Annotated in this window: 28 protein-coding genes and 1 pseudogene; 6 read left to right on the top strand and 23 right to left on the bottom strand. The window is 41.4% G+C overall.

All coding sequences use genetic code 11. From position 1 onward, the window contains the following. Positions 1-113: 113 nt before the first annotated feature. The 11 genes from BLV55_RS12800 to BLV55_RS12750 form a co-directional block, all read right to left on the bottom strand. Positions 114-329, bottom strand: coding sequence for a YwbE family protein (locus BLV55_RS12800; protein ID WP_242870128.1), 216 nt, complete (start codon positions 327-329; stop codon positions 114-116). Positions 330-423: 94 nt separating this feature from the next. Then, positions 424-1,191, bottom strand: a complete 768-nt coding sequence (locus BLV55_RS12795; protein ID WP_093315085.1) for a GNAT family N-acetyltransferase — start codon at positions 1,189-1,191, stop codon at positions 424-426. Positions 1,192-1,268: 77 nt separating this feature from the next. After that, positions 1,269-1,829 carry a DNA-deoxyinosine glycosylase gene (locus BLV55_RS12790; RefSeq protein WP_093315083.1) on the bottom strand — a complete coding sequence of 187 codons (561 nt, stop codon included), beginning with the start codon at positions 1,827-1,829 and terminating at the stop codon, positions 1,269-1,271. Positions 1,830-2,182: 353 nt separating this feature from the next. Next, positions 2,183-3,184, bottom strand: coding sequence for a virulence RhuM family protein (locus BLV55_RS12785; protein WP_093315081.1), 1,002 nt, complete (start codon positions 3,182-3,184; stop codon positions 2,183-2,185). Positions 3,185-3,402: 218 nt separating this feature from the next. Next, positions 3,403-4,170 (bottom strand): transposase, encoded by a 768-nt coding sequence (locus BLV55_RS12780; protein WP_334292460.1) that lies wholly within the window; start codon positions 4,168-4,170, stop codon positions 3,403-3,405. Positions 4,171-4,452: 282 nt separating this feature from the next. After that, positions 4,453-6,390, bottom strand: a complete 1,938-nt coding sequence (locus tag BLV55_RS12775; protein ID WP_093315077.1) for a hypothetical protein — start codon at positions 6,388-6,390, stop codon at positions 4,453-4,455. Positions 6,391-6,699: 309 nt separating this feature from the next. Beyond that, positions 6,700-7,251 carry a DUF6414 family protein gene (locus BLV55_RS12770; protein ID WP_456300631.1) on the bottom strand — a complete coding sequence of 184 codons (552 nt, stop codon included), beginning with the start codon at positions 7,249-7,251 and terminating at the stop codon, positions 6,700-6,702. A gap of 28 nt (positions 7,252-7,279) precedes the next feature. Then, complete coding sequence (locus BLV55_RS12765; RefSeq protein ID WP_093315073.1) at positions 7,280-7,606, bottom strand: DUF6414 family protein; 327 nt, start codon at positions 7,604-7,606, stop codon at positions 7,280-7,282. Between the two features lie 194 nt (positions 7,607-7,800). Next, on the bottom strand, positions 7,801-8,109 hold the full coding sequence (locus BLV55_RS12760) for a hypothetical protein (protein ID WP_093315071.1): 309 nt from the start codon (positions 8,107-8,109) through the stop codon (positions 7,801-7,803). A gap of 190 nt (positions 8,110-8,299) precedes the next feature. Then, positions 8,300-8,677 (bottom strand): hypothetical protein, encoded by a 378-nt coding sequence (locus tag BLV55_RS12755; RefSeq protein ID WP_093315069.1) that lies wholly within the window; start codon positions 8,675-8,677, stop codon positions 8,300-8,302. Positions 8,678-9,170: 493 nt separating this feature from the next. Further along, positions 9,171-12,494, bottom strand: coding sequence for a DEAD/DEAH box helicase family protein (locus BLV55_RS12750; protein WP_093315067.1), 3,324 nt, complete (start codon positions 12,492-12,494; stop codon positions 9,171-9,173). A gap of 167 nt (positions 12,495-12,661) precedes the next feature. Here BLV55_RS12750 and BLV55_RS14655 point away from each other — a divergent pair, with 167 nt between their 5' ends. Both BLV55_RS14655 and BLV55_RS12740 read left to right on the top strand, forming a co-directional pair. After that, positions 12,662-12,835 carry a hypothetical protein gene (locus tag BLV55_RS14655; RefSeq protein WP_093315065.1) on the top strand — a complete coding sequence of 58 codons (174 nt, stop codon included), beginning with the start codon at positions 12,662-12,664 and terminating at the stop codon, positions 12,833-12,835. Beyond that, on the top strand, positions 12,825-13,442 hold the full coding sequence (locus BLV55_RS12740) for a hypothetical protein (protein ID WP_330386626.1): 618 nt from the start codon (positions 12,825-12,827) through the stop codon (positions 13,440-13,442). The genes BLV55_RS14655 and BLV55_RS12740 overlap by 11 nt, the downstream gene beginning before the upstream one ends. 252 nt (positions 13,443-13,694) lie before the next feature. Here BLV55_RS12740 and BLV55_RS12735 read toward each other — a convergent pair whose 3' ends face one another. The 3 genes from BLV55_RS12735 to BLV55_RS15065 form a co-directional block, all read right to left on the bottom strand. Then, complete coding sequence (locus tag BLV55_RS12735) at positions 13,695-14,885, bottom strand: restriction endonuclease subunit S (protein WP_093315063.1); 1,191 nt, start codon at positions 14,883-14,885, stop codon at positions 13,695-13,697. 2 nt (positions 14,886-14,887) lie between these two features. After that, positions 14,888-16,339 (bottom strand): type I restriction-modification system subunit M, encoded by a 1,452-nt coding sequence (locus BLV55_RS12730; protein WP_093315061.1) that lies wholly within the window; start codon positions 16,337-16,339, stop codon positions 14,888-14,890. A gap of 81 nt (positions 16,340-16,420) precedes the next feature. Continuing rightward, positions 16,421-17,341 carry a Fic family protein gene (locus tag BLV55_RS15065; RefSeq protein ID WP_093315059.1) on the bottom strand — a complete coding sequence of 307 codons (921 nt, stop codon included), beginning with the start codon at positions 17,339-17,341 and terminating at the stop codon, positions 16,421-16,423. Between the two features lie 133 nt (positions 17,342-17,474). Between BLV55_RS15065 and BLV55_RS12720 the strand changes: the two genes are divergently transcribed. The 3 genes from BLV55_RS12720 to BLV55_RS12715 are packed head-to-tail and all read left to right on the top strand — an operon-like array spanning position 17,475 to position 18,402. Then, the gene (locus BLV55_RS12720) at positions 17,475-17,867 is read left to right on the top strand and encodes a GntR family transcriptional regulator (protein ID WP_093315057.1); all 393 of its coding nucleotides are present in this window, start codon (positions 17,475-17,477) and stop codon (positions 17,865-17,867) included. Further along, positions 17,864-18,031, top strand: a complete 168-nt coding sequence (locus BLV55_RS14650; protein ID WP_176968412.1) for a hypothetical protein — start codon at positions 17,864-17,866, stop codon at positions 18,029-18,031. The genes BLV55_RS12720 and BLV55_RS14650 overlap by 4 nt, the downstream gene beginning before the upstream one ends. 11 nt (positions 18,032-18,042) lie before the next feature. Next, positions 18,043-18,402: a DUF5808 domain-containing protein gene (locus tag BLV55_RS12715; RefSeq protein WP_143033216.1), complete on the top strand. Its 360-nt coding sequence runs from the start codon at positions 18,043-18,045 to the stop codon at positions 18,400-18,402. 125 nt (positions 18,403-18,527) lie between these two features. Here the strand turns inward: BLV55_RS12715 and BLV55_RS12710 are convergent, their stop codons facing one another. The 9 genes and pseudogenes from BLV55_RS12710 to BLV55_RS12670 all read right to left on the bottom strand — a co-directional run bounded on the left by BLV55_RS12710 (position 18,528) and on the right by BLV55_RS12670 (position 24,739). Beyond that, positions 18,528-19,133, bottom strand: coding sequence for a rhomboid family intramembrane serine protease (locus BLV55_RS12710; protein WP_093315053.1), 606 nt, complete (start codon positions 19,131-19,133; stop codon positions 18,528-18,530). A gap of 193 nt (positions 19,134-19,326) precedes the next feature. Beyond that, positions 19,327-19,539, bottom strand: coding sequence for a hypothetical protein (locus BLV55_RS12705; RefSeq protein ID WP_143033215.1), 213 nt, complete (start codon positions 19,537-19,539; stop codon positions 19,327-19,329). A 5-nt stretch (positions 19,540-19,544) separates the two neighbouring features. Continuing rightward, positions 19,545-19,697: pseudogene (locus tag BLV55_RS15060) on the bottom strand (ketopantoate reductase family protein); the annotation flags it as partial. Between the two features lie 325 nt (positions 19,698-20,022). Next, positions 20,023-20,790, bottom strand: coding sequence for an EFR1 family ferrodoxin (locus BLV55_RS12695; RefSeq protein ID WP_176968411.1), 768 nt, complete (start codon positions 20,788-20,790; stop codon positions 20,023-20,025). Between the two features lie 38 nt (positions 20,791-20,828). Next, the gene (locus BLV55_RS12690) at positions 20,829-22,100 is read right to left on the bottom strand and encodes an alpha/beta fold hydrolase (RefSeq protein WP_093315046.1); all 1,272 of its coding nucleotides are present in this window, start codon (positions 22,098-22,100) and stop codon (positions 20,829-20,831) included. 199 nt (positions 22,101-22,299) lie between these two features. Continuing rightward, a complete protein-coding gene (locus tag BLV55_RS12685; protein ID WP_143033214.1) occupies positions 22,300-22,689 on the bottom strand; it encodes a hypothetical protein in 390 nt (129 codons plus the stop codon). A 161-nt stretch (positions 22,690-22,850) separates the two neighbouring features. Then, the gene (locus BLV55_RS12680; protein ID WP_207646080.1) at positions 22,851-23,057 is read right to left on the bottom strand and encodes a helix-turn-helix transcriptional regulator; all 207 of its coding nucleotides are present in this window, start codon (positions 23,055-23,057) and stop codon (positions 22,851-22,853) included. A gap of 1 nt (position 23,058) precedes the next feature. Beyond that, a complete protein-coding gene (locus BLV55_RS12675) occupies positions 23,059-23,394 on the bottom strand; it encodes a DUF3796 domain-containing protein (RefSeq protein ID WP_093315042.1) in 336 nt (111 codons plus the stop codon). A gap of 226 nt (positions 23,395-23,620) precedes the next feature. Next, complete coding sequence (locus BLV55_RS12670; RefSeq protein ID WP_093315040.1) at positions 23,621-24,739, bottom strand: M20 metallopeptidase family protein; 1,119 nt, start codon at positions 24,737-24,739, stop codon at positions 23,621-23,623. Positions 24,740-24,948: 209 nt separating this feature from the next. On the opposite strand from BLV55_RS12670, the gene BLV55_RS12665 reads away from it, so the two are divergent. After that, positions 24,949-26,574 (top strand): M23 family metallopeptidase, encoded by a 1,626-nt coding sequence (locus BLV55_RS12665; RefSeq protein ID WP_093315038.1) that lies wholly within the window; start codon positions 24,949-24,951, stop codon positions 26,572-26,574. Positions 26,575-26,602: the final 28 nt, after the last annotated feature.

Below are 26,602 nucleotides of genomic sequence, written 5' to 3'. Positions count from 1 at the left end.
ATTCGTTCCTTCTTCAGCAGGCCTTCCACAGTCGCATTGAATGGTTGTATCTAGGCGCTGTGTTTCGCCAAAAGAAAGAAAACGGTTTTCACCTATTGCAAAAACCTCTGATGCTATCTCTTAATCTCCTTTACCCTTCCAACCACTCCACTCTCCAGCATCACCTTAATGCCATGAGGATGGAAGGACGCCTTCGTCAGGATTTTTTTAACCACTCCTTCTGTCAGGTTTCCGCTGCGCTGATCCTGCTTTTGAACCACCCAAACAGTCATCCCTATTTCTATCTCATTCCGTTCTGGTACTGCGGTCATTTTCATGTTCCTTTCCATCAATGGTTATCCTCTATATCTTTCATGCATAACCATCTCCTCGAGGGTAGATGCCAGATTTTCTACAAACAGAATTTTTTCAAAATCTTTCTCGTTAGTGATATTTGGAAACTATTTTATCGAATTTACTATCCATGCACACACTAATATCCGTTGTAATGAATTTTCCATTGTAAAATAAAGAAAAAATCGTTGCTGGAGTAGGAGCGGTCTGAGCCTGTTCCATGGTTTCCAGTTTTACGACTCGGATATTCAACTGCCTTTTTTTAGCTGTTTCTGCCAAGGACTCTCTCACATGATATTCGGTATAGGGACAGCGATTCGTATAATAAACCACATATCCTTCTTTTTCTGGGGATTCTCCTACTTTTGCCATTTCATTAAAGTAAGGCACCGAAGCTTCGTCATGGAATCCTAGGTATAATAAAGAAAAACCAGCTGGCGTGGTGTCGCATTGAATAAATCCTTGCTTCAGCAACCATTTTGTATCACTCATAAAATGATATTTTTTGGTGCCCACAACCGTAACCAGCCCATCTTTTCCTTGCTTTTTTGCGTCAGCAATGGCATCTTGAAGCAAGGCTTTCCCGTGGCCTTTCCCTTTGTATTTTCCCGAAACCCAAAAACAGCCTAACAGGAAATAGTTGGGAGCCGTCACAGGCATCCAGGCTTTTTCTGCTGGCCCATACTCAATAAACACTTTTGCACGTTCATGGAGTCTTCGGAAAACAAGCCCTTTTTCAAACTCACTCTTGAGCCACTGCTTTTTTAATTCGTAGCTTTCAGCACACTTTTTATCAGAAAAAGCACAGCAAATATGCTCCTGATCCACATTCCTCTGATCAATGGTTACATAACTCATCAGATCCTTCCCTCCCTATCAAGCCATCATATTCAAATGAAATACCCCACACGGCTAATATGTTTATTATACATTAATTATTCGATCAAAATATGCCGCCATTTATTACAAATGCTTTCAAAATCAATTCCTGCATTGGCCGGACTTGTGCTTGGCAAGGAAAAATAATTTATTCCGCTTTTTCGATCAAAATACTTGTCGTAGAGGGATTCCGCCTTTTTCCCATTAAAACCGATCACTTTTAAGTGCCTGTGTTCTGCCATAAAACTCTCTAAATCGTTTGGTTCATCGTCTTTTATGGCACTGTCAAGGCTTCCCTTTCTTTTTGCTTTATGAGCGACGTCCCAAACACCAATGGTTGACCTCAATAACATTGCTTTCTTCTCTGAATAGGTTAAGGGCAATTCATTGCCTGTAATGATGGCTATGATTTTCCAGAATCGATTTCTGGGATGTCCGTAATACTCCCCAAGTTCAAGGGATTTGTCTCCTGGCATGCTACCTAGTATTAAAATGGTCGTATCCTTATTGGAAATGGGCGCAAAGGAAGTTTTGATTGTTTCTGATGCTTCCGTTGTTGCTTCCGTTATTGCTTCCGTTATTGCTTCTGTTTTTTTGCTGGTTGATCCTTCTACCATAGCTTATGCCTCCTTTGCAACTGTTTCATTTTAAGGCCATGATCCTTCACTTTTTCATCCACACGACTATTGCTTCTAAAATTGAGTATCTTAAAATATTTATTGGCCGTATGATGATGTGCCGAAAAGCGACGGATTATCTTGGCGGCATCTTTGTCCTATATATGAACCAAACCCGATGTTGTAAAAGGACAAGAGTGGGGCGAGTTGCCCCCGTCCCCACTGATCAAGCCGACGCAAACCCGTAAGATTGAAACAACAATTGGTGTTACAAAACTAATCAGCAACTTTCCTTTAAGAAAGAAAGGCACGCCAATTGTATGAATGCCCATCTTCACATCACCTTCAATCCCTTACTTCTTTTGTATCCATTCATGCTCTTTCAAATACACATCAAAATCATCTTTTTCAGGTGCACTTAATCGCTTTTTGTTAAACTTCTCATATTCTTTTTCAGCAAGTTCCTTAGCCACTTCATGTGAAATAGAACCTGCACCATTAAGAATGTCTCGCTCATTAAATTTTAGGAAGGCATTAAGCTTTTCTTCCCAATCTTTCATATGCATTGGGTTACGCCTTTCTGCCTGATCTTCAGCATAATCAAGATACATTGTTACAATGCGATTGAGAGACTTTATTTCTTTTTCCGTCAAATAGTTCTTGGCAACAGTTATATCCCCTTTACGTACCTTCTCACCCTTCCAAGTGGTAAGACCCATATTGTCTTTTGAGGCATCTGCTCTTTGTTCGATGAGTTCTGCTGCTGTATGACCATGAATAGCAAAATGAAGCTTGTTTTGTACCGTTGCAAAGAACTTTTTAGCTTCTTCTGATTTTCCATCATAATCTATCGATAAGGCATAGATATCCGTGATTTTCTTATAAAATCTTTTTTCTGACGCTCTAATATCACGAATACGTTCTAAAAGCTCATCAAAGTAATCATCACCGATGTTACGCATATCTTTAAGACGTTCATCATCCATGGTAAAACCTTTGACTAAATACTCATTTAATCTTTCCGTTGCCCATCGTCTGAATTGGGTGCCTCGACTAGATCGTACGCGGTAGCCAACGGCAATAATCATTTCAAGATTATAATGGCGTGAATTTCTCTGAACCCTTCTATTTCCTTCGTTTTGAACTTGTAAGTAATTCTTACAAGTTGAATTTTCCTCTAATTCGCCTTCTTCATAAATATTTTTTATATGAAGTGTTATATTTTGAGGCGTTGTTTGATAAAGTTCTGCAATCGCTTTTTGTGTCATCCATACTGTTTCATTTTCAAGTCTTACATCAATTTTGGTTTTTCCGTCTTCCAATTGGTAAATAAGAATATCTGTTTTATTCTCCACATTATCCCTCACTTTTGCTTTGTATCTTTCCTTTATTCAGAAACCCATGCTAAATGATGTTTTCCTTCAATTGAATTATGATCAAATGGATTTTTGTTATGTCTTTTTCGTTCGTCTAAAAACCTAATAATGCACTCCATTGCTAATTTCTCTAAAAAAGCATATGGTATCGCAAAATGCCAATGAAAACACGCGGGGGACGGTTCTTTTGTGCATGTTCATAGCTTTCTTATCACACCAAAACTGATTCCCGTCAATCTTTCTATCTGTCTTATGGATAGCCCTTTTTTTTTGAAATCCTTTATTAGTTTGTTTCTATTTTCCTTATCGAAGTTTTGAACTTTACTGGTGTTGTCAATGTTTGCTGTCTTTTTTATTATTTCTGCCGCTTCCAGGTCATTAACCCTGAATGAATCTTCATAGTCCAAGCAATGATCATTATTCTCTTTTGCATGATAGCTTTTAAATAATGATATGGCTTTTTTACTGTCCTTCGAAAAAACACGTAATGGAAACTCTGTTTCACAAATGTCTTTTTTACTTATGTACTCCTTGTAGCTGCTCCATGGATATTGTTCGATGTTTTTGACAATGCCTGCCTTAAGGGGGTTTTGATGGATGTATCGCAGCACGGTCAATAAGTATCCGTCGTCTTCGATCACTTCGCTTTTATACCGGTCCTGAAACAGGTGCCCTCTTCGGCTGTATTTCCGGTTATACCAGTAGACGTATTTTGCGCCGATTCTTCTAAAGACAGTGCCCAGTTCTTCTCGCCCCTCTTTGATTAATAAGTGGATATGGTTATTCATAAGGCAATACCCGTAGATTTCGTAACCGCTTTCGTCTCTGTAGCTTTTTATCGTCTCTAATAGTTTGATGGAATCCTCACGATCTTCAAATATGATTTGGCCGTTGATTCCTCTTAACATGACATGGTATATTCCTGTACGGCTTTTCTTTCGCTCTTTTCTTGGCAAAATGATCACCTCTTGTTCATCTTAGCGTGAATCAGAAGGCAAGCAAACACAAAAGAACCGTCCCCTCGTGTATGCAAGAACCGTCCCCTCGTGTATGCCCTCGTGTATGCAATACTGGGGATTTTGCTTTGCAACTTTTGGTACTTATATTATGCAATATACAACTAAGGATATGTCGTAGCACGTTTCCGTGTTCACGACGTCCCACCACCTTAAGGGAACGTAGTGAGCGGCCGCGATGCGGTTAGGCGGCGCGGATGCCTCCGACCCCACTGAGCCTGCACAAAGTTATTATTGGATTATATTCTCTACAGGTTCAAATTTAACTTTTAGTTCAGGAGCAATTATTTTTTTAATTATTTTTATATCTTTATATTTTTTTGAAATTCTATCAATGATATCTTGATTTTTTTTCAAATCATTTATTGTTTTCCCTTCATTACTTGTAAGCGTGACTTCAATAATATTAATCTCAACTTCTCCATTTCTGTATTCTAAGGTCATACAGTCAAATTCTTTTTCATTTCCAATTTTAAAACTTGGTACAATCCAAGAATCAACTTTATCAACCTGCATATTTTTCTTAGACTCCTGAATAAAAACAAGCAATTCAAGTGCCTTTTCTCTATGTTCACTACTTTCGTCCCTAACGATCTCTTTAAAATTTGTCTCTAGAAAATTAATGAATTCTACTCCATTCTTGGCATTATACAAATGTCTGAATTCACTAAAAATACTCCTTTTAAACGATATTAATTCATCAAAATTTTCCTTATCCAAGTTCTTTTCGAAATCACGAGTCTCGTCTTCGTTAAATATTCTATCAAACTCTTTAATTATAGAATGTTCACTATCATCTTCCATGTCCATAAATTCTTTATTTATATTGAAAAGCATTGACGAATATAACTCAACAAGGCTTCTTCTGTTTCCTTCATCACAATATTTTTCAATCATAAGGTTTAACAACTTCTCGCTTTTACTGTGGTCAATAACTACTTTTCCCTCAAATAGAATTCCAAGCATTTTCGTTACAAATCTCTCACTTTTGAAATCCGGACCTTTTAAACAACTTTTCATACTCAATAAACAGCCAATAATATTTGTAAACTTATCTAGTGATTGAGAAATAAAGAGAGATGCTCGTTTGGATCTTTTTTTGCCATCAGAAACCACAAGCATCAGGTTTTTTTCTTCATGATAATTGCCAAAATTCCAATCTGGAGGTATAATTTTTTCCTCTAGAGCGAGATTATTATCATTTTTTTGTACCCACCTGAATGTCTCAACTAATTTAAAATCTTCTGCTTCTGTTTGAAGCAAACTCATTTCATTGTCGAAATTGAATAGTTCTTTTAAAAATTCATCTTCCTTAAGCAAGTCTATTGATATGCTTTCATTTCTTATTAACCTCTTCTGCATTAATCTTGTAATAAGGACTACTTGAGAATTAGAGTAAATATTCTCACATAGATAATTAAACAAATCACGTTGTACTACTTTTAATTCTTCTATTTCTGTAATTACATTACCTTTGTTTTGGTCAAGAAGATATTGAAAATTTATTCTAACATCCATAATGCCTAAATAATACAAATCTCGCAAAATGAAATCTATTTGATCTAAAAAATTAAGCATTTTAAAACCATTATCTTCTTTACATATTAAGTATCTAATAATGTCTCCAATCTGAAAACCTTCATACCTTTTTTTGTCATTTTGTTTTATATTTTTAAAAGCGTCTTCCATTGACAAGATTATTTTTGCAGCTTCATAATTCTTAATGCGTTGAAATATTTTCTCTTTTACTGTAGTTTCAAGACAGTTAAGCTTGCATTTTTCCTTACAACCCAGATATTTTTCTATGTTGTTATAGCGGTCCATTAGTAGACTGTCATCTTCATTTTGGTCATAATACATTAAAAGTTCTTCAAGCAGATATCCATAATTAGCATGACCGATATTATGTAATAATGCAGCTAATTTTAAGTTTTTACTAACAACTTTTGTCTCAAGACTATTGTTTTGCTCACACAGATTAACTAAATGATATATTCCTATCTGATGCTCCCAACATTTATATGACCTAAGTGGATATACATGGGATAAAATAATGCCTTGAATTTCCTCTTTAAGACTACTTAATCTTTCCTCGTAGATTTCTAGTATTTCCAAATATCTTTCGTCTATCTGAATTAAATCATAAATATGGTCTACATGTGCTTTCATAACAACCTCCAATCTTAGATTCCAAAATGTCTCTTATTGCAGAATCCTCAAACATTTGATATCGTTTATCTTAGGTTTAGAAGTTCGAGCAGATCTACGCGAATTGCTTCACTTTCGATTACAATATAGGCCGATTTCCATCCTCCCATCAGATTTATTCTTCTTGTTTAGACGAGTTGCTCCCATCCCCACCGATCCTCTGACAATTTTGTACACGTCCCGCGAATTGACGAAGCTGGACAACTTCCAATTCGAATGGAGCGAAGCGAAAACACATATCTGCTGTTAGATGAAGTAAATATGTAGAGTTTAAGTATAGATGCATATTGGTATCACCAACATAGCATTATCTTCAATTATTGTTGAGAATTGTGGGACATCCATTCCCGCTGAAGATAATTCAACAGAATTAAAACCTTTTAACATTTGATCCATTAGTTCTTTCTTTGCTAGATTCAGACCGGTATTTCGTAGAAGATTTATAGAATCTTTTTTATTTGATAGAGAGATTTTAACGACTTTTCCAATTACTGTATATTCTCCATCAATAATTTCATTCATGTTCTTATTGAAGAAATAATCTTGATATACGTTTATAACTGATGTTAAATTTCTATCAATGTTGCAAATTATATCGAAAGTATCATCTACAGTTAAAGCATTTGTAAAAAAATCCATTTGCTTTTTTATCTTCTGGTATTCATTTTTACTATTCCCTTGATTAGACTTCGGCCCTCCCTTTCCTGGAGAATCAGCAAATGCATAGACAAGTTCCATCATTTTACTAAAAGATTCAATCGTGGATATTAATGGATTTTTTATCAAAGTTCCTTTAAATTCAACAAAATCACCTGTACTGATATTCTTTAAATCCTCAAAACCTGAAATCCTATTTATTTTTTTTTAAGTCATCTAATCTTTCATATAGTTTTATAAAAAGAGAAGATGGAGTATGAACTTTAGATTCTAATCTGGTTTCTGCGTTTTCTCCAGAAGACATAGCTTTTCTTCCTGCATTTAAATTAATACCTAAAAGCGCAAAGACATTGCTAACACCAATGGAACTTCCTACATTCGTCTCTTTTCCATTTACACCTTTTTCAGATCTGGTTATCTCAGATAATTGAGAAAATCCATCTTCCAAAGTAGCTAACATGTCAAAGACAATCTTCTGGTTTAAATAAATTGTTATTAATAATTTCTCTTCTTTTTCCATAAATAACCTCCTTATTTACTTCATATAACGTCCCGAGGCTTAGCGATGTCGGACTTCCCCTGAAAATCCACTTTCCGATGTCTGCTAAGCCTCTGTTATATGCCGTCCCGTTGATTCTAAGATTTCTACTTCCACTATTTTATCGCTTTTTATGGCGCATAGAATAGATAATGCGAAGCAACGTGAATACTACATTAGCCTTCCCCATGATAATCTGCAAAATAGATAAAGATATTTTTGCGTACCTTCCAAGTGTATAGATGACCTTGGGTGGCTTTTTCTACAGGAGCCGGAGTGACTCTATAGAACTTAGCATTTTCTTTCTCAAGCAATTCTTTATCGTCTTGGCTATAGGGTTCATATTCTTGTATTTCTGTTGTTAATGCCACTATTGGATGACCATAAAACAATATACTTGTTCTTAATGCTAAAGCAGGCGTAGAATGTAATAGCATAAATGTCAAAACCACTAACCCTATAGCAATAGCTTTTCTTTTTGTCATACCTTGCCCCCTATCACATAATTGGCATTTCTATGTTTTATAATTCACCTGTTGCGTTTTAATCAGATGATGTTCTTTTAAGAATATCCTGCGGGATAGTTACTCCAATAACTGAACTTCTATAGTCAAAAGAGCCGTAGCGCAATTGAGGGTTTTTCAGCTATGAGCACCAATAATAAGGGCAAAGGCTTTAGTAAGTATTTGATTGAAGTTCGTTTAAGTAATTATTATAATCATCTAACCAAGCACTGAAAAAATTATTATATTTATATTTCAGCTTGCTATCTTCACTTAATCCTATGTCTTCCATAATATGTAGTGTTATTTTAGTTCCTGTTTCTAATTCTTCAAATTCAATGGTTATTGTTTTCGGTAGATATATTGCAGGAGTTAGGAAACTTCCTAATAATCTGGTTATCTGAAGTGACCCTTGTTTAGCAGATATCGATTTTTGACTTTTTTCTGCAATAGCCATTCTACGCTTCTCCATAAAAAGTAATGTCTTGTTATACACGTTACTCTTCTCATCATCCACTATCCATGATTTGCATAATTTAGCATTGGACATAAAACTAAACCTCCCGAATGAATTTATAAAGCCAACCAATTCCTTCCACTCAATTATTCAGCGGTATTGATTTTTCTCGCAATATCACAAGCTGCTTTTCTCTTCAAAAACTAACCAATATCTACCAGCAATTATATTTTGTATTGTAGTTACTGCGCATTTTTCATCAGATATGACTATCTCTAACATCTTGCTTTTGCCTATTACCACTACTTTTCAGCAGGGATGGCATATAACATCTTATTCCCGTCACTCAGTTCGATTTTCCTCCCATTTCAATAGGTATTCGTGCCATTAGCTCGGCAATATCGATTTCTTACTGAAACAATATAAATCCGTTGTGATTCAGTCTTCCAGTAATCCATCTAACCTGACTCAGTCTTTTGCGCAGTATATTGCTATATAGCGACGTAAATACAAAATTTTTCAGTCTTTCATCTACCTTCCAGATATTTGACCTCTATCTATCCTCTTATTGGCTTCAGGAAAGTCCTCACACACTCAACCTGCCATTCAACCGATCAATCACATGAATAATCTTCTTCGCCGTATCAATCTTCTGGTCGAAGAGCTTCGTCACGTTCCCCGATTTATTGAAAGGATGCTTGTTCAACACCTTTTTATCCAGGCTGCCGTTTTGGATGATGTAGTTGACGATCAGCTTCACGAATTCCTGCTGGTTTTGGTTCAGGTTCTCATCGGCGAGGAATTCGGAGAAAGCTTCGTTGGCGGCTTTGGGATCCAGGCCGACGATGGTGCCGGCCAGCTTCAGCAGGGGTTCGTCGCCAAATTCCTTCCGGTAGTCTTCTTCGGTTCCCAGATCATGCCAGAGCACTTTCTCCAGATGCTTGATGTCTTCCATTCCCAGTTCTTTGTTATGCCGCAGCTTGTATACCACCAAGTCGTCCTGGTTTTCCACCAGATACTGACTGACTTTCTTCCGGTAGTTTTCCATGTTGTTGATTTTGAATTCACCTTTGTTCTCTTTGGTTTCCAACACTTCATCGGTGAAATTGGTGTAGTAGATCTGTTTTGAGGTGTCTTCAATATAGCGCACCAGTTCCCGGAAGGCTTCCCGCACCTGTTCGTAGTCCATTAAATCCGCCTGATCCCAGAATTCCTGGGTCTGAACCCGGCCGATAAGGTCGGACTGCTGGCGCACCCGTGCTATGGTGCCTTTTCCTGCCAGTTTTTCTGCTGTGGTGATGACTTTTCGCTTAGGCTTGGAGGCTTCCATTCCTGCCAGTTCTGCGTATTCGATGGTGTACATGAGGAAATCAAATCGCTTGGCCATTTCCTCCTCTTCCAGGGCAGGGATCAAGGGCGCTATGTGTTCCTTCAGCTCTCGCAGGTTTTCTTCGCTGAGGTTTTCATAGGCTTCTCTCCGATTAAATCGGTGAATGTACTTCAACTTCATTCGGGCGCTGAATTTCTTTTCGTCGATTTTCAGCACGTCTTCAAGAGTCTCTTCGATGAGCTTCTTCCGAAGGGCTTCGTAGTCTTCCCGCTGATAGTCCAGGTTTTGCAGTTCATGGATAATGTTCAGCTTGATATTAAAAAGCTTTTCCGTCAGGCTGACGGTCATTTTCACTTCTTTGCCGTTCTTTTCAATCCGGAAAAACTCGAAATTGCTGCAGTAATCGAAGATGCGAAACTCTTTTTTATCGATGCCGGCGCCCAGCAGGTTTTCGCAAAGTCGGGTGCCCCGGCCGATCATCTGCCAGAACTTGGTTTTGGAACGGACTTTCTTGAAAAACACCAGATTAAGAATTTCCGGGATATCGATGCCGGTGTCCAGCATATCCACAGAAACGGCAATCTGAGGGAGTTTTTCTTTCGTTTCAAAATGCTCCATGGTGCTAACTACATAGTTAATCCCGGTATAGACAGGCTTGGTGAATTCGCCCCTGTATTCCGGGTACAGGAGGTTAAACCGCTTTACGATGAAATCGGCGTGTTTTTTATTTTTGGCGAAGATGATGGTTTTCCCCAGTTTATCGCCGCCTTCCACCTTCAGCCCTTTTTCCATCAGCTCCCGCAGCACCAAATCGATGGTGCTGTTGTTGAAGAGAAAGGCGTTCAGCTCTTCGCTGCTGATGTCCCGAACGTCATCTTCGAAGGTTTCTTCAAAGAGTTCTTTTTCATCCTCCGGTAGTTCATCGTAGTGGATGCCCTCTTCCATGAACTTCATTTTGGTTTCGATGGTATGGTAAGGCACCAGATAATTGTCGTTGATGGCTTCATCCAGTTCGTAGGCGTAGGTGGGGACGTTATTTTCCAATTCAAAAATTTCATAGGTGTTTTTATCCAGATCGTTTCGGGGGGTGGCCGTCAGGCCCAGGAGAATGGCGTCGAAATAAGAGAAGATGGCCTGGTATTTTTTGTAAATGCTGCGATGGCTTTCATCAATAATGATAAGGTCAAAATGACCCCGGGTGTAGAGCTTTTCTCCGGCGCTGTTTTTGACGTCGTCGATGGCGTTCATCATGGTGGGATAGGTGGAAAAAACCATGCGGCTTTCCGGGTTGTCTTTGCTGTCCAACAGATTGCACAGGGAAAGCTCCGGCAGGTGGTTATGGAAGCTGCCTTTGGCCTGCTTCACCAGAGACCTTCGGTCTGCCAGAAAAAGGGCGTTCTTGATCCATCCCCGGTTCAGCAACACTTCCACCAAAGAGATGGCGGTTCTGGTTTTTCCAGATCCGGTGGCCATTACCAACAGGGCTTTCCGGTTGCCTCTGTTTAGGGCATCGCAGGTAGCGCCAATGGCCATTTTCTGATAGGGGCGGTTGGTGATTTGTTCGTTAATAAGGGGATTTTCCAAAGACTGCCGGTGATCCCGCTTGTATAGGGTCCAGAGCAGTTCTTCCTTGGTATAGAGACCGGAGACAAGGCGCTCCGGATAGCTGCGGTCATCCCACAGGTAATAGTCGAATCCGTTGGTGTAAAAAATCAGCGGTCGAAACCCATACTGCTTTTCCAGACAGTCGGCGTAGCGTTCCGCCTGAACCTGACCGATCTTCGGGTCCACACTGGTTTTCTTGGCTTCCACCACGGCCAGGGGTTTTCCGTCGTCGCCGTAGAGGACGTAATCGATGTAGCCGATGCCGCTGGCGTTTGGCATGCCGAGGACTTCCACCTCTTCCAGGCAGTTTTTACCGAAGGTCCAGCCACAGAGTTCCAACTCCAGATCGATGTAGAGCTTTCGGGTATGAAATTCGGAGATTTCATCCACTTGGAAGGTTCGCTGCTGTCGGTTGATATGGCGTTTTTCTGTGTTTTCTTTTCGCAGCCGTTGGTTCTCGGCTATGATTTCTTCCAGCTTTCGGTCCTGCTTGCCCAGCCGCTGCTGCAATGTTTGAAGCTCCTGCAGGGTTTTGCTTTCCTGGGCTTCATCACTCAGCAGGGTTTCATCAAAATGGACTTCCTGGTATTCTTCGGAATAGCAGTAGTCGATCCAACTGGTAAACTCGAATAGATTTTTCAGGGCATGCACTGCCTGCTCCCGGCTGATGGGGGAAGCGGAGTGAACGGCTTTATTGCCCAGCTTCTGTATGTATATCAGCAAGGGAAACAACTGGCTGTCGATGGTGCTTTTAAACTGATAGTCGTGAATTAAGGCACCCAGTTTTTCGTCGTAGGGAACCTTGAGGGCTTCGTCGAAGCTATAGACCCATTTGATGGCAAGCTCCAGCGCTCTTCGGGTAAGAATGGCGGTGGTGGCATAAGAAACCATCAGGCTTTTTTCCGCCTCGATGCAGGCAGGTGTGAAGCTTTTGTATTTTGCTTCTTTTTCGAGAAAGTGGAAGTTGCCGGGCATGGGTTCACTCCTCTCGGGGTCAGGGGCCAATGATCCATATCTGTCTGTTTCCATCATTGCATTTCGCTTTTATTTGCTTTATAATTTATATACAGCTCAAGGAGCTTATGTGTAATTAATTCTGTTACGGGTATTGATTGAATATATCAGCCAAAGAGGGTGTTAAAATGGCTACAAAGAGTATTTTAAAAAACATTTATATCAAGGATAAAAAAAACGGACGTTCTTTAGTTTTTTCTCTTGAAGCTGCAAAAGATAAAAAAGCAAAACCAATCAAAATGACAAAGACGGTTAAGGAAATCAGAGCCGATCAGATAGGGGAGTTGTTTGGTGAAAAGTAGCATTACTGGCTACAACTTAGTCAGCCTATCAAATATGATTTCGCAAATTGGGGAGGATAGAACAAAATCTATTCTCCTTAATTTTTATTGTCCGCTAAACGAAGATGTTGAGTACTTTATTCGACATAAAGCGATTGAGTTTTCAAAACAAGACTTATCCAAAACGCATTTGGTTGTAACATCATACCAAGGAAACCCTGTGCTAATTGCTTATTTTACTTTAAGTGCGAAAACAATCTTGATCCCTAAAAAGGTCCTGAGCAATCGGCTACAAAAGAGAATAAATAAATTCGCCACCTACTCAACCGAATTACAACGATACCTCATAAGTGCACCGCTGATCGCTCAGCTTGGGAAAAACTATCAAAATGGATATAACCAACTAATCACAGGCGATGAATTGTTGAAAATCACTTGTGATAAGGTCCAGGAGGTTCAGGACGTCATTGGATGTAAAATTGCGTACCTTGAATGCGAGGATTCCCAAAGCTTAATCGACTTTTATGAAAGAAATGGCTTTGTCATATTTGGCAAAAGAAACTTAGATCGAGATGAATCCGAGCGAATCAATGGTAAGTATCTCATCCAGATGCTACGGTATTTTTAGTATCTACATATCAATCATTCAGAATCCATTTTATTGTAACATACATTTATCATAGACTGCACGAAAAATCACTACAATTTATTTTCAATATTATCTACAGATCAACGCCTTAATCATGCTCTCTGTAGTATATCTTGACGCAGTATTTATTCATTGTATAATAATAGTAATAGCAGGGGCACTTTGCCCCTCGGGGTTCGCGGAATGGCGAGCGGAAAACCTTTCAGTTGATTCTGGAAGGTTTTTTCTATCTCAAAAATCAAGTTCTCCTTTAAACGCTCGCTGCATAAGGCCGTTGTAATTATTCTCCATTTCGACAAGAGATTCTTGCATTAGTTGTTTTTGGGCTTCTATTTTTTGAACGATTTCGGCGAATTGGTTTTGGAGGGCGATTGGAGGAACGAACAGATTTAAAGCTTTTATTGAGTTAAAATTCAAGCCTGATTTCACACCTACTTGATTTAATTTTTGCACTTGAGTTTTTCCACCTGAACTTTCAATGTAGTATGATACATACTTTGGATCAATTGACTTTTTAAGCCTTAGTAAACAAAGATGTTGATTTATATATGCTCCATATATTTCTGTTGATTCATCAACAACCGCCGTTCTTCCTAAATCTGCAGTTATAGATATAATCAAGTCATCTTTTTTTACTTTTGTTCTATTCGCTTCTTGAGTCTTTGGTGCTTCAACATATTGTTTTGATTCAAAGTTTAATTTGCCATTTTTGACATTTTGAATTCGAATAAATAATTCGCCTTCATTTGAGTAGTACTTTGCCCAACCCCTTGATCCACTTGTTATAAAATCAATGAATTTTGCTAGCTTTTCTTCTTCCCACCCCTTCGGATTCTTCACCGGATCCCCAAACATCTCATAAAACGTTGATTGAATCAGTTCATCCATCAGTTCTATCTGTTCTTTTCGCTGATCAATCAAAGCTTGGGATTTGTCCAGCACTTCGACTATTTTTTGTTGGGTTTGGATGGGAGGGAGAGGTATTAAAAGTTCTTTAAGAAACTTAAAATGTCTATTGTATCCAGTATTAGGTATGTCTACACTCAACAAATAATAGTAAAGATACTTTGTATTTGCATGCTTTTCACCAAGTTTGTTTTTAAGCAATTTAACTCCATCCGCTCCCAAAAAAAACGGGAAATCTATATGTTTTATGCATCGAGTATGGTCTCCAAATATTATAGCTGGTATATTGTCATAAAGTCCGTGAGAGTCATTCGTATATCCTGCTATATCATTGTTACCTTGATCAATAATTGCATAGTCCCCATCAACAAGGTAGTTTTCTTTCTTGATTTTCTTTCCTTTACTTGATAAATCATCAAATACATCCAAGAATGCAATAACTCTATAATTTGATAAGTTTATTAGCTTTTCAACTTGTTTATAGTTTCGATATTCATGCAATTTATTGCTCTCCACCCCTACACCATCCTCTCAATGTCATCCAACCCATCAAGAATCTGCCGTTCCAGGGTTCTGATCTTTTCAATAATCACCTTCGGGGCTTCGTATTCCACTTCTTCATACTCCACTTCCTTGTAACGGTTAATAGAAAGATCGTAGTCGTTTCCGGCGATTTCTTCTTTATCCACCAGGAAGGAGGCTTCCGTTCGCTTTCGATCTGTTTCGTTCTCTCTGTTATGGTAGCGCTGGATTATATCCGGAATGTCATTGGTTTCGATGGGCTGGCGCTTGTCGTCCAAAGAGAATCCGTCGGCTTTCATGTCGTAAAACCAGACTTTGTCCGTGCCGCCAGAGCCGGTTTTGGTGAAGATCAAAATGGCGGTGGATACGCCGGCGTAGGGCTTGAACACGCCGCTGGGCATGGAGATGACGGCTTGCAGGTGATGGTTTTCGACGATTTCTTTTCGGATGCCTTTATGAGCGGTGGAACTGCCGAAGAGAACGCCATCTGGTACGATGGAGGCGCAGCGGCCGCCTTTTTTCAGGATACGCAAAAACAGGGACAGGAAAAGAATCTCTGTCTTTTTGGTTTTGGTGATTTTCAGCAGTTCGGCGGAGACGCTCTCGTAATCCAAAGAGCCTTTAAAGGGCGGATTCGCCAGCACCAAGGTGTAGCGGTCCTTGTCCTTATTGACTTCCGCCAGGGAATCCCGGTATTCGATGTTGGGGTTTTCCACGCCGTGGAGCATCATGTTCATGGCGCCGATGCGCAGCATGGTTCGATCCATATCATTGCCGTTGAACATGGTTTTGCTGTAATGTTCTTTCAGTTCTTTATTGACGAATAGGTCTTCGTGGTGGTCTTGCAGGTATTCGCCGGCGGCCACCAGAAATCCGGCGGAACCGGCGGCGGGGTCGATGATAACGTCGGTGGGGGTGGGCTGGGTGAGGGCCACCATCATGCGGATGATATGCCGCGGCGTTCGGAACTGACCGTTGGTGCCGGAGATTGTCAGCTTGGTTAGCAGGTATTCGTAAAGATCGCCATTGGCGTCCCGGTCTTGCAGGGGGAGGGTGTCGATATTGGTGACGATCTTCTCCAGCATCTGGGGGGTGGGGATCATGAAAATGGCGTCGTCCATGTATTTAGCAAAGGCGGAATTCTCGTCGCCGTGCATGCTTTTAATAAAGGGAAAGACCTGTTTGGAAACCACTTCGTACATGGCGTTGGCGTGAAGCTGTTTGAAGTTCTTCCAGCGGTAGTTTTCCTGCTCGGGGTCAAAGATTCGCTCTGCCTCGATGCCCAGGATTTCGGCATCCTGTTCCAGTTCTGTTTGCCGGTCGTCCAGTCCTTTGATAAAGAGCAGATAGGTGAATTGTTCGATGACGGACAGGGGGTTGGTAATGCCGCCGGTCCAAAAAATTTCCCATATTTTATCGACTTTATTTCGCAGTTCGCCTGTGAGCATGTTGTTCCTCCTGGTTTTCGTTTTCGTCTGTATGGATTGCTTCTCCTTATTCTATCATTAGACACAAACGAAAGAAATCCTTTATTCCAATACAGATAGCCAGAGTTTTCCAGACTCTGCCACACGTTCCGAAACCAGCTCTATGAATGGCCCATAACTCATCGTTGTATGTGCTAAATCAAGAACATCATAGTATCTTGCTCGTTCTTCCTTCTTTATGATGATGGAGGGATAGCCATTTTTCATTAGCTCAAAATTAAGAAGCAACCTTGCAGTCCTCCCATTCCCATCGATGAACGGGTGTATTTTCACAAACTCGCCATGCAACAATGTCGCCCTGACAACAGGATGGACTTTTTTCCACTCATTTTGATATTCCACCAAAAGCTTTTGCATTAGTTCTCCAATCTCATAATGCTTTGGCGGAATGTGTTTTGCACCGCTAATGACAACATTCTCACTCCGATATTTGCCGGCATTTGTATTGTCAATTTCTTTTAGGACCAATGCATGGATATTCCTGATATTCCACTCTGAAAGTGGTTCCTTATTAGAAACTAATTCTTCAACAAAAAGGATGGCTTCACGATGGTTCATCGCTTCCAGATGTTCTACCATGCTTTTTCCACCAATGGTAATTCCTTCAAGAACAACTCTGGTCTCTGACATCGTCAGCGTATTGCCCTCTATGGCATTGCTATGGTACGTCCACTCAACAATGAGTTTTTCCTTCAGCGAATTGGCAAGTCCTTTTGAAAAAGGTCTGTGATCGTCGATTGCTTTCTTAAGTGAATCGATATAACTGAAGTCGCATTCCAACCCAGTATAATGCTTCTTGCTTGTTTCCCTTGCGTCCCAAGGTTTTGCAGCATCAGCAGGTATAGACCAGTTTCGCCCAATTTTTATAGCCCCTTCGATACGCCCCTCATTGCAAAGCACCCGAATTCGGCGATCACTAATGCTCCATTTTTCACTTGCTTCTTTAGAACTCATATATTTCATGAAAAATCACCTCAGAAACACAATATACCGTTATCGGAATAATGTCAAGAAAAGGCATTGGATCGCCGATTTTTTTCACAAAATCTAGTCTGTTTTTGTAAGCGAATATCCATCATTAGAGAGGAAAATGCTTATGCTTCTCACCATTGCTTTTGAATCTGACATTCCATTATATCAACAGATCAAGAACCAGATCATTACCGGTATTGCGCAAGGAAAATTGAAGCCCGGAGAATCTTTGCCTTCAGTCAGACAGTTAGCCGCTGACATTGGCATCAACTTTCACACCGTCAACAAGGTGTATCAGCAACTGAAGCAGGAAAATCGGGTGGTGATTCATCGAAAAAGCGGTGTTATCATCAATCCGGATTTGAAACTTCAGGCAGATGAAGCCTACCGGGAATCGCTAACAGAAACCCTGGAAGTTTTGTTTGCAGAGGCACATCTTCGGGGGGGCACCCGGGAGGAAAGCCAACAATTTATTGAAAGGATTTATCATACTTTTCTGCAGGAGGGATCCAAATGACAATTCATTCTCCATTACTGATTCAACTGATGATGGTGGTGATTCCTTTATATGCTTTGGGAATGTTGCTGCCGGAATTCACCCGGAGACTTCTATTCGCCGGCATTAGGCTGCCAATCGGAACTGGAGCCTTTACATTATTTTTACTGCCACCTGGATGGTAACGTATTTTGCCATGCTTCAAATGCAGCTGCTTCAACTCATAGATCTATCTGTAACCGACCATTGCGTGCTGCATGTGTTGTCCACTGCCGGGCCTATCCTGGGAATCTTTGTGGTTGCCTGGCACATAGGACAATCGGCAGAACGGGTGAAGGTGGATACTGAAGAAAGTGCCGGCTCCGACTTGTTGCCGACGGATGACGACCAGTACTGGAAATGGGGCATGTTCTATTACAACCCTGATGATCCGGCCATCTGGATTGAAAAGCGGTTTGGCATTGGCTGGACCTTGAACTTTGCAAATCCCGTGGCCGTTGGTTGTTTCGTCATGCTGTTGCTGGCGATTGCTGCCGGCATCATTCTTGGACCCTGACGTAGAAAGAAGCTTCCGCAATTGGAAGCTTCTAGAAACACCGAGTTTCTGTTTTATAGCTTCGCTCATGGAGTCTGAATCAAGAATCCCTTACTGAATTTCCCTTTTCGAATGCAATTACGCTGTTATTTTTTTGAAGCTTTGCGCTTTTTAAACCCATAGCCACAGGCCAAACCAGCGAAGATCCCTGCTGCGTGAGCGGCTGCACCTATGGAGACTGAAGGATTAAATATGAATAGCATGGCGTTGCCGGCAAATAATCCCATGGTGTAATGCATTGCTGTGTACCCCCGAAACCGTGTGTTAGGCTGAAGCACTGCCACTGCGGCAACGACGCCCCAGACAGCAGCGGAAGCCCCCGCCACCAATCCCGTCGTCCAGCCAATAACAGGGGCAAGAAATGGAATGGTAACACTGCCAAGGAATCCACAAATCATGTAGGTGGACAAAACCGCGGTCGATCCCGTATTCCTCTCCAGCTCTCTCCCGAAAACAAAAAATAAACCCATGTTAAGTAACAGGTGTATATGTATCTCCTGGGAAAAAAACACGGTCACCAGTGTCCAGGGCCTCTGTTGGATCATGTACAGCTCAGGATTAAGCAGCAGCTGTTCACTAAGGCCGGGGATGGTGTTTAAGGCAATGAAAATGATGATGTTGATGGCGATAAAAACCATAGTCGCCGGGGCGTTCTGTACAACGGATTTTTGTTTTGACATGAAATTTACCAAGTTCCAGACTCACTCCTTGTATTCTCCTGAGGGAAGTACAAATCGTCCGCCCCTCAAAGCCTTTTATTGCTCCCTATGCACTTCTCTATGCAACTATAAGCACCAGTTCTATAATTTGTCAATATTTTATCAAAAATGTCAATATAATGTCCGGGCAAATGCCCGTGAGATTGCAAGACAAATTGGTTTTCCATTAGCCTCGCAGCACATCCAGTACAGAGGTCTCTATGCCGGCTTGTTCCACCAGCACCATGAACTCTTTTGTCAACTGATCCATTTCCTCCCGGGCATTTTTCAGATGAAGGGCCATACCGATGTCGGCAATTTTGATCTTTAAGACCCGCTGAAGCAGTGGCACCAGGACCACGCATAGGTCAAAATACTCCTCCGGGGGCACCTTGTCCACCACCGTTACTTTTGTGACAGAGCGTTCTCCAGTGTCAAACCGTTCAGCACGACACCGTGTTTCTTCAGATCCTCCAGCCTGAAACCCCGAGCCACCAAGGTCACTTCGTTACCCGCCTCCTGTAACCTGGCGGCGTAAAGACTTCCCAACACACCGGCGCCAAAAACAGTACTTTCTTTTTTTCATTTCATCCACTCTTTTTTTTTCGAAGTTTCATTGTAATTCCATGACTCTCTTTCCACCCGAAGGGAAATAAGCATTATTCCGATGGCTCTCAATTGCAACATCAAGCCGTAGAGATCGGAAAGATCCGGTAATATGCCGGAGATTTAGTTGCTAAGAACTTTCAGGTTTATTGAAACGCGGCCGGACGATGATGTGACCTGACAAAGGTTAGGGTTAAATAAGCAAACTATATTAAAATTTCATTTAATGCGATCAAGACAGCGGAACGTTTCCCCGCGTACCTCCAACACAAATTAATTAGAAGTAATTCCAATACTGACTTTTCCCTATAGTGGTTAAGTGACCATTCGTGTACTGTATCGCATTGGTTGGACAACAATGATAGCAAGCAAGACAAAGCTGACAATCCTTGTGCATCCATTTCACTTGTTTATCGAATCTAATATTGTCTACTGGGCAGGATGTAACACATTTATTGCAACCTGTACATATTTCAGTGTTTACATTAAAACATTCATCACTGCCATATACCTTATTTATATATGTTTCATATCCATACCTGGGAAAACGCCTTGTGATGAACCCCATAAAATCGATTAAAGTATATTTCTTCTTATGGACTCTCTTATTTATTGACACGGCTATTTTCTGGATCGTATCATCACACTGGCTATTTCTTGACTCTTTAACTTTATTTGAGGAGCTGTTCCAGAAATCAATGTTAAAGTTATCTCCCATAGTTATGTATTGAAAATATGATATTTTGTTACTGAAAATATTCATCAACTGTTTTCGCACGCCTCCCGCAAAAGGTATGCCCCGTGTAGCAATGACAAACAAATAACCACTACTTTGAGACTCAAAGTTAATCAAAAATTTATCCACTACTTTTGGAAGCCCAAAGTAGTAAACAGGAAATACAATGCCAATCATATCATCTTTATAGACTTCCTTCTTTATGTCATGTGTCATTTTAATTAATTCACAATCGTCTATTTTCATGCCAAGTTTTTTTGCAACTTGGTATGAATTGCCTGTTCCGGAAAAATAAAATATCTTTGCCATTAGCCTGATCTCCTTTATCGTATATACTTGCATTTCTCCTAATGTTCCTGCCGCTTAAACTTTGCTTGGTCTGCCACCGCTATACCAATTTTATCATTCGTCAATTTTATCGTTGACGACTCATCCGCCAAAAAAATGAGTGTATCGCCATCTATCTGAAATGTATATCTATACAATTTGTCATCCGTCATCATCGTTAGGTGTTGTTTTTCGATTTCATAGGTGCCCACAGGAAAATAACTGCTTAACAAATCATAGCTGAATGAAATGAGGTCATCAGATATGGTAACCTGAGGAGATATTCCCTCTTCTGATGCTCCGTGTTCCATCACATAAGTTCCGTTCTTTACAGTGGGGATATCCTCGCTTTCATTGCAGGATGCCACCGTCTCGAGTAATTCGTTCAACTGATTTCGAATTACCGACAGTTCCGATGCCAGACCATGACCGCCGTGATCAAAAGAGATCAGCTGGGAGTTGGCCAGATGCTGATGATAAAACACTGCATGTTCATGGTCTACCAGGGTGTCATCTTTGGCATGAACGATGATTGTGGGAACCTCTACACGGTTCATGGCTTCTCCGGATAAGGGTTTGATGTTGGCTTCGTGAATATTCCCCGGACGCCTTGGGCTCATGGGATGCATGTGCTCCAGCATTTGATCGGCAAATTGTTTCTCACCTGGGCTGAGCGCGTTGTATGTTTCCTTGGGAATGCCGATGAACCCTAAAAATTGAGTGCGAAATGTTTTCAGCACCAGCCAATACGCAAAATCATATTTCTGAATGGTGTTGACAACTTTTGTACTCAGGGGAATGTCATCGCCCATATACATGGAAACTGCCGATACCAAAATCAGTGCATTGCTTCTTTCAGGATAATCATGGGCAAACTGGATGGCGGAGGGACCTCCGGCAGAAACGCCCAGGATGATCACTTCTTCGAGATCCAGATAGTTCAAGAGATCGGCATAAAGCTTCGCTTGCTTTTCCACTGTCGCTTCTTCCAGCAAGGGAGATCCTAAATAGCCAAATCTGGAAACAGCAATGAACTGATAGCCATCGTCCAGAAAAGCCTGCCCCATGAGAAGACCCTGGTCGTAACCGCCGCCTGCGCCATGAATCAAAAGTACCGGGGTTCCCTCTCCTTCCATGCCGTACTCGATTTCGCCATTTTCTGTGATCAGGACATTGCTGCCATCCGCCACCCGTTGATAGGCTTGGTTCATTTCTTTCCGATACTGAATTGATACGGATATGACTGCTATCACAAGCACCAAAGCAGTTCCGATTAACATATTTCTCCTCATTCAACCAGCCCTCCCACAAAGCATTCTTTACAGTTATTCTCTAATCTCGGCCGCTTCCGCCGACTCGATAATTACTTGCCATCGATGCACCTCAGATGACAGTTTAGACGTTTTATAACATCCGTCCCGGGTATTCACAGTTCAGCTTTGTTCATCGCTTCGTCCGGGAATAAAAGCTGGTACATATTTTCACCTTTGATCAGCTTAAAGCCATAAGCCTTATGGTCTCTTCAAGCTTTGACAGACAATTCCGGTCAAGGGGATTGATCCAATAGGATTGGATGATTCTGCCAGAAGACATTTGGGAAAGCTCATAAACATAGGCGTTCTGCTCGTCAATGTGTTTGGCTGCACCGGTCATTTTCGTCACAAAACCGATGATTCGGTTAACAGCAAACATGATATCCTTCTGCGGAAACCTCTCTGAGATCATGGGCAATCCATAGCTCTTCCTACTGTTAATCTCCCCAGGACATAACACCACTCGATCTGTCATATTTTCATCCAATACACGGATAATGCTGTCATGGTCATAATACTCGCCGCAGGCATGAGCATGAGCGTCGATAATCATATTCATTTCCCCCATTTGTCCGCCAACCCTTCAACCAACAGGTTAATGACTGATTCAATATGCTCTTTTCCTAGTTCCTGCTCATGCAATAATAAAAAAACAGTCTTCGTACTGTTTTGATGTCAACATCTTCTGTGTCAAGTCCTAAAAGCATCATTTTTTTATTATGTTTGTCCTTATTCTTCAAAAATAAACACTTCTTCGATGGTGCTGTTTAGAGCTCTGGAAATCTTATAGGCAAGTGTCAGAGAAGGATTATACTTGTTCTTCTCAATATGGCCAATGGTCTCTCGGCGAACATCCACCATGTTGGCCAATTGTTCCTGTGTCAGGTCATACCTCGCTCTCAGTTCTTTGATTCTGGACCTTATTACAATCTGCATTCTAAAGGTCACCTCTTCTTTCATACTCATAAAACGATATAATAAAGGTCATTAGTTGTATAAAAAAGATGGCCGCAATAAACAGGGCTGCTGCCGCCAGTGTTTGCAGGATGGATACAGCTGCGATGGCCAATGCTAACCCCACCAAAGAAACGATAAAAGCATTCAGCCCTGCTTTGGCAACGTTTATTTTGAACATCTCATCGTTTTTGATCTCACCCCAGGCAAAGAAGGCAAAAGCGCCAAAGAATCCAAAGAACCCATAATTACCTGTGGGGATCCCCAGCAATCCAAGCAATCCCAGAAAACCTAAATACCTTAACTTGTTCTTTTTCATTACAAATACCTCCCTAAATGTGTTTATAATATAACTTTATGATATGTTTACATATCTTTATATTATAAATATATCACATATGTCGAGAGATGCAATAGCATTTTAAAATAATTTTCTAAAAAAACGACTGGCGGTTAAGATCAACCGTCAGTCGCTTTGATAATACTTTCTATTATGGATAAATTTGCTGCTCTTTAGAGGCAATTGACTATGGATTCCTTAAAGTTTATCCCCGTTCCACCAATCCTTTGAACAGCTCCACCGCTGTTTCGATGATGCTGTCGGGAAAATCATATTCATCGGTGTGTATTTGCGGATGTTTTTCACCATTACCAATGTAGCACATGGCCCCTTTGGTCTCTTTCAAGTAGTGACCAAAGTCTTCAGATCCCCGCACGCCCTCGTTCATCTCCATCAATGGGAATCCTTTTTCACGGCATACCTGCCGGATTTTATCGGTACTTTCCTTGTGATTTGATGTTACAGGAAATACATCATGGTATTCAAAACTTACATCGATCCCATCTTCATGGCCTTTAGCCTTTGCCAGGTTTTCCAGGTTCTCCTGCAGTTTGTCCAACTCTTCCTCAAACTCAGCGCGGATCGTAAGGAGCAAGTCTCCTTTGCTGGCCGCCACGCCAAAAGCCCGTTCTCCAACATCAACTTGAATGATGGTGCAAAGGACCAATCCCTTATGGTCTTCCGGCTTAGTGTATTCCGGAATAGAAGAAATAACTTGTGCAATAGCCTGAGCGGGGTTTTTTCCATACTCCGGTTGGCTGGCGTGGGTGGGAGTGCCTTCCATATGGATTACCATTCCCCGGGAAGCAAACATAAGTGTGTCGTCCTTAACCACCACTGTTTTTTCCGGCCATCCACTCATGTTATGAAAAGAATAAATCTCATCGATCTGGTTCTCTTTTATGAATCCAACTGCCTCAGCTGCACCATCACCCGTCTCTTCAGCATGCTGAAACAGGAAAAACACATTATGCTCAGCACCATTCTGATCTACTTCCAGAGCAAATCCAACTAAACTGGCAGAGTGACCGTCATGACCACATTTGTGAGAAACCCCTGGGTTTTGAGAAACATACGGCAAATCCGACTTCTCCTGCAAACGAATGGCGTCAAAATCTGCCCTGAAAGCGATGTTCCGCTTTCCGTCTCCCGCCCTATAACCTGCATAAAACCACTTTCCACGATCTACAATCTCCAGACTTGTATGCGTCTTTAAAAACTCAATTAGCCGCTTTTTTGTCCACACTTCTTCATGTGAAGGTTCTGGATGCTGGTGAAGTTCATGGCGCAGCTCTGTTACTAAATCCAGGTTTTCTTTCTTCATCTGCTCATCTCCTTACGCATCAGCGTAGTTTGGTATAACATGCACTTTTTTCATTGTATCATTTAAGCAGGCTTACGACTATTCATTCTATTCACCCTTTTATGATATACGAAAATGTCCTTCACTTTCTTGCCATGAATGTATTTTACGGATAGAATAGCATTATAATTATAAGCGTTGAATTGTTGGGTCATGTGAGGAGAATAATAATGAAGCATACTCTCGCTGTTCGTTATCGTTGGATCACTCTTTTCTTAATCATCATGATGATTCTTTTGGCTTCATTCGTTTTTCCTGTTCCGGCAAGTTTGGTCTCAGGAATGACGGTAGTCCACCAGGAATCCGGAACAACCAGTTACCATTCTTTGGATCATGATGATGCAACAGCATTATTGCAGGGGCTTTCGGGAGAACCTTCACCAGAAACCCCTGATGGAGAATCGTCTAATTCTTTTGCTTCCTTTACAATGACACTGCATACCCGCTGGCTTCCCAATCGCCAGTATGAAATCACTGCATCCATGGATCAGGGTCTGTTTGTCCAGCGCTCAAGCCGACAGCCTTCTCTTTCCCGCCATCCTGTTTTTTTCTATATCCATCCAGCTTTCGAAGCATTATATGATCATGCAACGCCGCCAGCGATTCAGATTCAGGGACCAGACGAAATTTTTCATCCTCCTGCAACTCATGACTCGTGGGAGTTCCAGCGCCTAGACGGTAGCTGGACAAAGTCTTCTCAATTCAGGGATATTTCCCATGATTCTGTTCTTCCAGTGGATAGTTCCAATTACATCCTGAGGTTGAACCTTGATCCCCCTCCTGATGAGATATGGTTACAAGTAACCGATCCTTCCGGTGATATGCGTTACAATGATCCTTTGGAAAGCTCAACCCTGCCAGTCTTTCCTTACAACGGACGTCACGACTACCAACTGGAGTTTTCCTGGACAGATGAAGAACAGCCCTACCGTGGCTCCATCACCTCTGCCTTTTCTCTGGAAATGAATTTGCCCCCAGACTTCCAAGTGCCTGGTCCCCATGCACTACAAGGAGAAATGCTGGTGTTTCACGCCCGCCATCTTCCGGATGGTGCTAATCCGGTTTTTCAACACTCACTGACAGATCAGGTGCACTTCTATCCTCTGGAAGACGGAGTTGCAGCCTATATCCCCACTCACTACGGAACCAGCCCCGGAGAATACGTGCTGTCCTATGGTTTGGAAGGTGAACCTTTGCAAGAAACTACCTTAACCCTGCATCCCCGGTATTTTCATATCCAGTACCTGACCATTGATGCCGGAGTTGCCGCTGCTACCCGGAATGAAGAAGCGGCAGCCATGACAGCCAAGTATTTTACCCCTTCCCGGGATCGCAGCAATCCGGAGCGTTATTATTCAAAATCCTTTATCATTCCCGTTAAGGGAAGACTTACCACAGAGTTTGGCGAAACCCGATATGTGAACAATGCCCCCACCTCCTATCGTCATTCAGGTTTGGACATCGCTGCGCCCACAGGCACTCCAGTGGCAGCCACGAACCGAGGGAGAGTGGTGCTGGCCATGGATTTAATAACACAGGGAAAAACCGTGGTCATTGACCACGGCCAAGGGCTATTTAGTGTTTATTTTCATCTGGATGAGCTCAAGACTGTTGAAAACAAAGTGGTCGAACGGGGCGAGATTATCGGGACTGTCGGGACCACTGGTTTTTCCACCGGCCCGCACCTTCATTTTACCATGTCGCATTACCGGCACAATCTGGAACCGGGGCATTTTTTAGTTGGTGAGCCTATCACCTACCAGAATGCCGCCCTTTATCTGTCACCACAGGAGTAAGGACAGGAGAAACGTCCCCTTGTCCCGC

This window comes from Tindallia californiensis (assembly GCF_900107405.1).
GTDB classification, from domain to species: Bacteria; Bacillota; Clostridia; order Peptostreptococcales; family Tindalliaceae; genus Tindallia; species Tindallia californiensis.
Note: the sequence above shows the minus strand (reverse complement) of the source record. Positions and strands in the feature narration are given on the sequence as shown.